This is a genomic window from Providencia sp. PROV208 (genome assembly GCF_028479465.1).
GTDB lineage: Bacteria > Pseudomonadota > Gammaproteobacteria > Enterobacterales > Enterobacteriaceae > Providencia > Providencia alcalifaciens.
The window spans coordinates 236,950-245,423 of sequence record NZ_JAMPNS010000012.1 but is presented as its reverse complement, the minus strand read 5'-3'; the positions used below and the strand labels follow the sequence as shown (position 1 = coordinate 245,423).

Sequence of the window (8,474 nt, the reverse complement as noted above, 5' to 3'; positions counted from 1 at the left end):
TCACACAAGAAACTCCTGCGAAGAATGTTGTTAATGCTAATTTTTTAAAAGCCATATTAAATTTCCTTTATATAAAAAATAAAAACTGAAATAAAACTTAATTCAATAAAATAGAATTACTCAATGTAAATTATTAATTAGAATAAGCTTATCACTGTACAAAAAATAATTTGGTACAGTCATAAAATCATCAACATTAAAATTAAACTAATAGTGTGATATTTTTTAAGCTCTTATTGAAATTCCAGCTCTTTTTACAATGGTGTTTTATATCTACGAAAGATGTTTATTTAATATTCTATTCAAAATTAATATCATTGAAATGAAATGAAATGAAATGAAATGAAATGAAATTAGAATTAAAGGTCACTCCAATAAAGAGTCATATATTCTCTATGATTTATTTTGAAATTAGAGCCCCATGTTGTTCAAATAATAAATTAAATTCACTATAAAGTTCAGGTTCATTGGCTTCTATTCGTTCGGAAACAAAGAAGAAGAAAGATTCTAAAGATACACCTAAATAATGAAGCAAAAGAAATAAGGTAGATAAAGTTATTTCACAAATTCCATTTTCATAACGTGAAATTTGTTGCTGTGAAACGCCAATAAGTGAACCTAATTGGCTACCGGATAATAATCTTTTTCTTCTTAAGCTTGCAATTTCATCAGCGATAGCTTGAGAAAATGACTCTGCCATTTTCTCTGTTTTTTTTAAACTCATTCATCAACCTTAAAGCATTAAATAAGAATCAATTTCAATATATATTAAATAAAATAAACTCATGAGCACGAATCTGTTTTTATTTTTAAACAAATTAGGAGTAAAAAACAATAGGGTGAAATTTGGGGCGATTTCCAACTAAAGCATGATTTACACATTACTAATGTGGAGAGTTTTTTAAAGTGAATAAATTACAAAAGGTTACGATATCCCTACTCATAATATGTTTAAAATCAGCAGTGATAAAATCTTCAAATAATCATAATTAGACTAAATTTTAGTCTTATATGTCAAAATAAATATTTTTTCATATTTACATTTTAACCAATGTGAATATAGAATGAAAAACCATTGTTAATGTAACAATAATAATAAAATTCAATAGGTTAGATTAAATCCTTCATTACATAGTTGGTAACAATTATGAATACAATACATTGAAATGTACAAAATATGTCGAAATATTATTTCAATGACATTTAATGACACTTAATTTAACTTAAGTCATTGATGTTTGTGATGTAGATCAAATTAAGATGCGTTAAAAATGATACATACATTTTAGACGATGGTTCCATTTATGAAATTGAAACACATTTAGATTGCTATTAACCACGCAGGCATTTTTGATAAGAATTAATTTCACCACTAAGCTGAACAAGATTCTAAAAGGAACTGAAAATAAATTAGATTTACAGGTATAATCCTGCCAATTCTATTCAATGAGCTTAGATACCAACATGGCAAAACTCACCTTACAAGAGCAAATGCTCAAAGCGGGACTCGTCACCAGTAAAAAGATGGCGAAAGTGGAACGCACGGCGAAAAAATCACGAGTACAGGCTCGGGAAGCAAGAGAAGCAGTAGAAGAAAATAAAAAGGCTCAGCTTGAACGTGATAAACAACTGAGTGACCAACAGAAACAAGCGGCGCTAGCCAAAGAGTATAAAGCTCAGGTGAAGCAGCTGATTGAAATGAACAAAATTGAGATAGCGAGAGGTGATATTAGCTTTAATTTCACCGATAACAACGTTATCAAGCAAGTTGTCGTCGATAAAACGACGCAAGCCCAACTGATTAGCGGGCGTTTAGCGATTGCTCGTTTAGCCACGGACAATCCGGAAGTGAATGTATACGCGATTATCCCTGCGAGTGTGGCAGATAAAATCGCTCAGCGAGATGAAAGTAGCATCGTGCTAAACAATGCTCTGAGTCAGGAAGCGCAGGATGAAGATGACCCATACGCAGACTTTAAAATTCCAGATGACTTGATGTGGTAATTATTTAAAACGGGCTTTCACTGCACGCATGAATGGGTTTTCCAGTAATAGGATGAACAAAATTCAACTCACTGGCGTGCAACATAAGCCTCGGTGCGGGTTCTATATCTATTGGTAATAAGCCGCCATACAAGTCGCATCCCAAAATAGGGTGACCAAAGAGTTGGCTGTGAATGCGCAACTGATGGGTTCGTCCTGTTTCTGGGATGAATTTCACCCGCGTTAATGGTAATTGGTTTCCATCGCTTTGCTCATCGTAAAACCGCTCAATGACACGATAGTATGAACGGGCAGGTTTACCGTGGGTCTCACAAATCGACATTCGTGGAAACAGCGCCGGATCTTTAGCAATTGGCGCATCTATCACACCTTCATCATTTTCCACATGACCACAAAGTAACGCATGGTAGGCTTTGGTGACAGTACGTTGACTAAACTGTTGGCACAGTGCGGCATTTATGGCTTTATTGCGCGCGGCAACCATCACGCCAGAAGTTCCAAAATCAAGGCGATGAACGAGCGTGCATTCGGGATAAATCTGAACAAGCCGGTAATGCACAGAATCAAGATTTTGAGGATTTTTCCCTGATAGGCTCAGTAGTCCGGAAGGCTTATTAATGATAATAAGCTGTTCGTCCTGATATAGGATTTCAATGTCTTCATGGCAAGGCGGTGCAATAAAGGTATCAATAATTGTCGACATCAGGTGATTCCTATGAGAAATGGCTGAGGATCATAACCAATTTTGGGCTGACTGACGATGATGTTATTCGCTTATCAGCTAGACTAAAACTAAAGGCATAGTTTGGACAGGCATTGTGCTTTATACTGCGCGCAGTGAAACTGAGTTAATAAAGAAGGTGGTAGGGTAATGAACGGAACAATCACAACGTGGTTTGAAGATAAAGGTTTTGGATTTCTCAAAGATGAAAACGGGGATAACCGTTATTTTCATGTGATTAAAGTTGCCAACCCCGATCTTATCAAAAAAGGGGCGGAGGTTACTTTTGAGCCGACCACGAATAATAAAGGCTTATCGGCTTTCGCGGTTAAAGTGATCCCTGAAAGCAAATATATCTATATTGCTGGTGAGCGAATTAAGCTGACCGCGATTAAATCTTTCCGTACTTATTATGAAGATGTTCCTGCTGATACGCGTATTGATAAAGAAAATACGGTGCTATCAATCGGTGCGCTGATGAACAGCATCAAACCTAAAACTAACGTTAAGCCGGGAGCAACTCGTGCGTTGAAAAAGCTCGCGATTGAAACTTTGCATGGTACGACGTTAACGTTCTCTGAAGATGAGATTGATGTGGATGAAACCGTGAAGCAGCTTAAGGGAATTAAATAACCTCTTTGAGCTCTTTGTGAGCCTCTTTATACAATAATATTGCCTCGGATTAGGGGGCAATATCTTTCCAACTCGCCTTTCATTGTATTTCCTTCTCTAAATTGAGTATAAATCCATCAATCAATACGTAAAGAAATAGGTAAGTTATCTCTTATATAGCAAAATGTATTAATATATAAAGATATCGCACGCTAATATCTCTAATTCGTGGGATATTGATGGCACACTATCTGGATTGTAATTATTATGATGCCAGTTTGTTGCTTTCAGGTTGATATTAGAATGAAAATTCTTGCTTAGTAATAAATTAAAATGTAGAAATATATTTTTACGTTGATATATTACTCACCGCATGGGTTTTTATTTTTTTGAATGACCAAAATCTGTTTCAAATTGTAATTAGTTGTAATATTAAATGTGTCTAATCTTATTGTTATGTTTCATTACTCCTTACACGTGAATTTATTTTCAAAAAAATTACTAATATATTAAATTAAGTAAATAAATTTTTACTTATTATATATCAGTTAGTTAATTGTACTTATCATATAGAGAGTACTCGCCTTGGTTGTATCTTAATAATTGCTAGCGATCGATAAATTATATTTGATAGTCATTGCCTATCAAATGGCTATTGTTCGATCGGTACAAACGTTTTTACTCTTATTTTAATGTATTTATTATAAATGAAAGTTAAATAAATATTTTCTTTATATTGGAGGGTGGTTAATGAAATCTAATATAATTAGTGGACAAGTAGGGGCGTTTCTAAGAAAGTCACGAAAAGAAAAGAATATGACGGGAAAGCAGCTGGCAAAATTAATAGGGATCAGTCAGCAACAAATATCAAGATATGAAATGGGAATTACGTCGATTACCCTAGAACAATTAGATCATTTTTTAATTGTCTTAGATAAACGATGGATTGATGTCATTAATTATATCGAGAAAAATACTGAATCTGAAAAAAGAACAGAAAATAAAGGAAGTATGAATAAATATACTTCTTGGGGCGACTATTCAACAAAAAACATCATCAATAACTGCTAATTTTTCCTTTTAAATTAGAAATAAAATAATCAGTTAATTCTGGTTATTTTATTAAGCATATCCTATAGAAATTTGATTGTTTTTTATAAAACACACAATGAATGTGTTTTTTATGCTATGCAATTAAATTTTTTCTTCATGGATATTAAATAGAGAGAACAACATGTTAAATAAAAAAATGGCATCTGTTTTGCTATCAACAATTATTGCTGCTTCCTTTGCTACAGTTGCTAATGCTGAGACTCGTACTGCTCAAGCAACCGCGACATGGCAGGCGACTGCAATTAAAGACACAACAAGTATGTTAGTTGTTACGCCATTAAAAAGCTTAACGTTTAATTACGCAGAAGGCCAAAAAAGCTTTAACCAGCAAAATGGCGCATTCGATATTGCTATTCAAGGTCAATCAGGTGCGACAGATTTTAAATTAGCATCAAAAATCATTTCTAACACATTAGCAAGAACAACAGATGATTCTAAATTAACTGTTGGTGTTAAATGGAATGGTGAAGATCTCAATAAAACAACTGATACCGTATTAATCGATACTTCTAAAGGCTTAACGTCTGGTTTAGACAATTTAGCTGCTGATGGTATCTACAATGGTTCAGAGCGTGCAACTGACCGTGGTGAATTCACTTTCGTTATTGCAAGCGCAGAAGCTGCTGGTTCAGCAACAGACTTTAAAGCACTCACCGATGGTTCATGGGATGGTGATGTTAAAGTTCAGTTCACTGCAACTTGGGATGGTACGTTCACTCCAGCTCCTTAATTGATTATTCCGTTTAGTGAATAACTAATTTTCACGATAAGGATACTATAAGGAAGTAATATCTTTATCGTTATATTTTTTAAAATTTATCATTATGAAGAAAATAACATTAGCGTTAGCTTTATTATCTATTCTCCCACTGAAAATGAGTTTTGCGGTTAATGTGGGAAATATCACTGAGATAATTTCATCAGATGAAGACTCATTAGCAAAAGAAATTGAAAATACCGTTAATACGGCAAGACTTGTGAATTTAACGATTGAAAAAATAGATTCGCCACTTGAGGGTGGAAAAGTTATTCCGGTTACAGATCCCAACGAAATATTATCAACCCCTGCTAACTTGATTTTACCCGGTCAAGCAAAAGATGTGTTTAAAATTATTTATCAAGGGCCTAAGGATGATAAAGAAAGATATTACCGACTAAATTGGAAAGATGATCCTATTGGTGAAAGTGGAGTGACGCAAAGTACAAAGTCAGCCTCAGCGACAACCTCCGCAACAATTAGTACGATTCTTGTCGTTGCACCAAGAATTGAGAAATTTAATTATCAATTTACAAATTCTCAAGTCTCCAATATCGGAAATAGCTCGTTTCGTGTGGTGGCATCAGGGCCCTGCTTACCTGAAAAACAAAAATACAGCGTAGATGGTATTTGTCGGGAGCGTTATTACTTGATGCCGCATTTAGCTGTGAAATTACAGTTTGTCGATATTAATAATAAAAAATCTAGCGTAGGTATTTGGCACAAAGGAGATTTCATTGTTGTCAAATAATTAATAACGGACTTTAATCATGCGTAAGAGTGTTATTGCTTTATCAATATTAAGCATTTTTCTTTCAAACACCATTCATGCCAGTGAGATGAAGAGTATTAAAATTGGCGGATATATTATTCCTCCTGCATTTGTGAGTGCATTGGAAGAAGGGATGTCGGTGCCTGTTTTCCTGCGATTAAGTGATGATGCTAAAAAAAACCAGAGCGAAGATAAAATCGCGGATGCCGTTATTGTCATTGACCAAGGTAAAATTAAATTATCGAGCATTCAACTCATTGATAGTACGCAAGGTCCAAAACTGAACAGCTTATTGGTTGAGAAGATTGAAAATAAACAAAATGCGATTTTCGATGATACCAATGGCATCGTTATTGATAACAATGCCGTACTGAAACTCAACATATCATCATTTAATTTATCATTAGATGTTGATAAAGCTGCATTTGCACCTAAAACGCGTGCAAGGCATTCTGTATTAGGTGATTCATCCGTTAATTCGCTCTCTGCAGTGGCAAACTATGATTTGGGTGTATTCCAAAGTCAGGTAAAAAATGCAAAAAATAGCTCCAGTAGCTATTTCAATTTAGACGCGCTATTTGCCGCAGCCGAACACCATTTTAATATTAATGCCTCGGCTTATAGTATCGGAAAATCCAATGCCAATGTTGAATTATACCGAGCGATGTATGAGCGTGACTTTAATGGGCTGCGTGTCGCATTGGGTTTAATGAGTACGTGGAATTTACAATCCATTGCGAGCTTAACTGCGTTGAGCAGTAGCAAAATTTATGCGGTCACTATCGGGAATAACTCCGAGAGTGTCGTCAACAGTAAACAGCAGTCACTTACCCCTATTTATGCCTTCTTAAATAGCCCTGGCGAAGTTCGTATTTATCGCCAAGGTAAGCTCCTTAACATCCAAAACTTCCCAATGGGTAACTTTGAAATTGATACCAGTATGCTGCCTTTTGGTATCTATGACGTCACTATTGAAACGGTTGTTGATGGGAAAGTGGTGACCACTCAAAACCAGACAATTAATAAATCCTTAGGGGCAATCGGAGGAAATTTCGACAAACTGAATTGGGAAATGTACGGGGGTTATGTTGACTTCGATAAAAGAAATTATGTCCGTGGTGAAGATCGTCATAGCCAAGCTCCAGAGAAAAGCTATTTAGCGGGGGCGTCATTTGCATATAGCTTCCCTGTGTTATCGGGCATACGCTTTCAGATGTCAAACTATGGTTTTGATAAATTCTTGGTTCAAGAAACGAGCATTAATGCATCGATTAATAACTATATCTCGCTTTCTTGGCAGGGCATGCTGGAAAACCACGGTAGCCATCGCAACATCGGTACGATTTCTGTCAGTATTCCTGACGGTTATGGTTCTTTTTGGGCATCACGAGAAAGAACCGTGATTGAAGGGGATTTACCGCTTTACGATGCGGATAACTATTCCTATGGCGCGACAGTTAACTTCGACAAAATTGTTGATAGAACCGGTTCATTCACGATCAGTAATACGAAAGACCGTCGCGTAGGCAGTGATTCAATTAACTATGAATATTCGAATACGCTGTTTTCTGGGCGGTATGGAACGGTTGGACTCAGAGCGGGTGTACAACGTTATCACTATGATAATCAAAACAGCACCAACGAAAAATATGTGAATTTAGATTTCTCATTACCGCTGTCTACGTGGTTAAGCACGGGTGTTTCTTCCACTAACGGTAATATGAAAGCCAATATCTATGCCAACAAAAGTTTTGAAAACTCACCGATCACCAATGCGGGAATTTCGGTCTCGAAGTTAGTGCGTGACAAAGATAATGGTGCTTCGGATTTTTCGACGCTGGCTTACGCCTCTTATGACACGAAATATAACTCGGGTACGGTCACGATTAACCGACCGGATGGCGATCGACTGAACGGTAACTTAACCTCTCGCGGTTCGGTCGCGTATAGCAATGGCATGATCACACCGAGTGGCAACCAAGGAAAGTCAGGGGTCATTATTAATTCTGAGATTCAAGGTAGCGGTAGCATGACGGCGAAGGTGAATGGGCAAAATTACCCAATCAGCGGAAAAAATACCTTTATTCCACTGTCACCCTATTCAGATTATGACATTCAGTTAATGAATGACGGGAAGTCAAAAGACAGTTTTGACATTGTCTCTGGACGCAATAAATCCGTCACGCTGTATCCGGGCAATATCGCGTTTTATCAACCTGAGGTTCGTCAATTGGTCACAGTGTTTGGTCGTTTGAAATCACCGGATGGCGAATACATCAAATATGCCTCAATTCGTAACCATATTGGGCGAACAAAAACTGATAAAAATGGAGAATTCTCCATGGACGTTGATGTGCGCTATCCCGTGATTTCGTTATTGCAAGAAGATGAGAAGACGATCTGCGAAGCCGATTTAAACCTACAAGGAGCACGCGGTGCTTTATGGGTCGGTGAGGTGACTTGTGAGCCGCAATCTAGTTATGCGAAAAGATAAT

The 8,474-nt window shown here is 36.4% G+C and carries 8 protein-coding genes; 6 read left to right on the top strand and 2 right to left on the bottom strand.

Annotation, left to right across the window (positions count from 1 at the left end; genetic code table 11):
• Positions 1-400 precede the first annotated feature (400 nt).
• Positions 401-724 (bottom strand): helix-turn-helix domain-containing protein, encoded by a 324-nt coding sequence (locus PR766_RS11360; RefSeq protein WP_036959538.1) that lies wholly within the window; start codon positions 722-724, stop codon positions 401-403.
• A gap of 740 nt (positions 725-1,464) precedes the next feature.
• On the opposite strand from PR766_RS11360, the gene PR766_RS11355 reads away from it, so the two are divergent.
• Complete coding sequence (locus PR766_RS11355; protein ID WP_036959540.1) at positions 1,465-2,004, top strand: DUF2058 domain-containing protein; 540 nt, start codon at positions 1,465-1,467, stop codon at positions 2,002-2,004.
• Between the two features lie 4 nt (positions 2,005-2,008).
• On the opposite strand, the gene PR766_RS11350 is transcribed toward PR766_RS11355, so the two are convergent.
• Complete coding sequence (locus tag PR766_RS11350; RefSeq protein ID WP_036977775.1) at positions 2,009-2,707, bottom strand: RluA family pseudouridine synthase; 699 nt, start codon at positions 2,705-2,707, stop codon at positions 2,009-2,011.
• Positions 2,708-2,875: 168 nt separating this feature from the next.
• Between PR766_RS11350 and PR766_RS11345 the strand changes: the two genes are divergently transcribed.
• The 5 genes from PR766_RS11345 to PR766_RS11325 all read left to right on the top strand — a co-directional run bounded on the left by PR766_RS11345 (position 2,876) and on the right by PR766_RS11325 (position 8,473).
• Positions 2,876-3,358 carry a cold-shock protein gene (locus PR766_RS11345; protein ID WP_006659754.1) on the top strand — a complete coding sequence of 161 codons (483 nt, stop codon included), beginning with the start codon at positions 2,876-2,878 and terminating at the stop codon, positions 3,356-3,358.
• A gap of 729 nt (positions 3,359-4,087) precedes the next feature.
• Positions 4,088-4,408 carry a helix-turn-helix domain-containing protein gene (locus tag PR766_RS11340; protein ID WP_006659753.1) on the top strand — a complete coding sequence of 107 codons (321 nt, stop codon included), beginning with the start codon at positions 4,088-4,090 and terminating at the stop codon, positions 4,406-4,408.
• 163 nt (positions 4,409-4,571) lie between these two features.
• Positions 4,572-5,180, top strand: coding sequence for a common pilus major fimbrillin subunit EcpA (ecpA, locus tag PR766_RS11335; RefSeq protein WP_006659752.1), 609 nt, complete (start codon positions 4,572-4,574; stop codon positions 5,178-5,180).
• A 94-nt stretch (positions 5,181-5,274) separates the two neighbouring features.
• The gene (locus tag PR766_RS11330) at positions 5,275-5,958 is read left to right on the top strand and encodes a hypothetical protein (protein ID WP_006659751.1); all 684 of its coding nucleotides are present in this window, start codon (positions 5,275-5,277) and stop codon (positions 5,956-5,958) included.
• Positions 5,959-5,977: 19 nt separating this feature from the next.
• Positions 5,978-8,473: a TcfC E-set like domain-containing protein gene (locus PR766_RS11325; RefSeq protein ID WP_006659750.1), complete on the top strand. Its 2,496-nt coding sequence runs from the start codon at positions 5,978-5,980 to the stop codon at positions 8,471-8,473.
• Position 8,474: the final 1 nt, after the last annotated feature.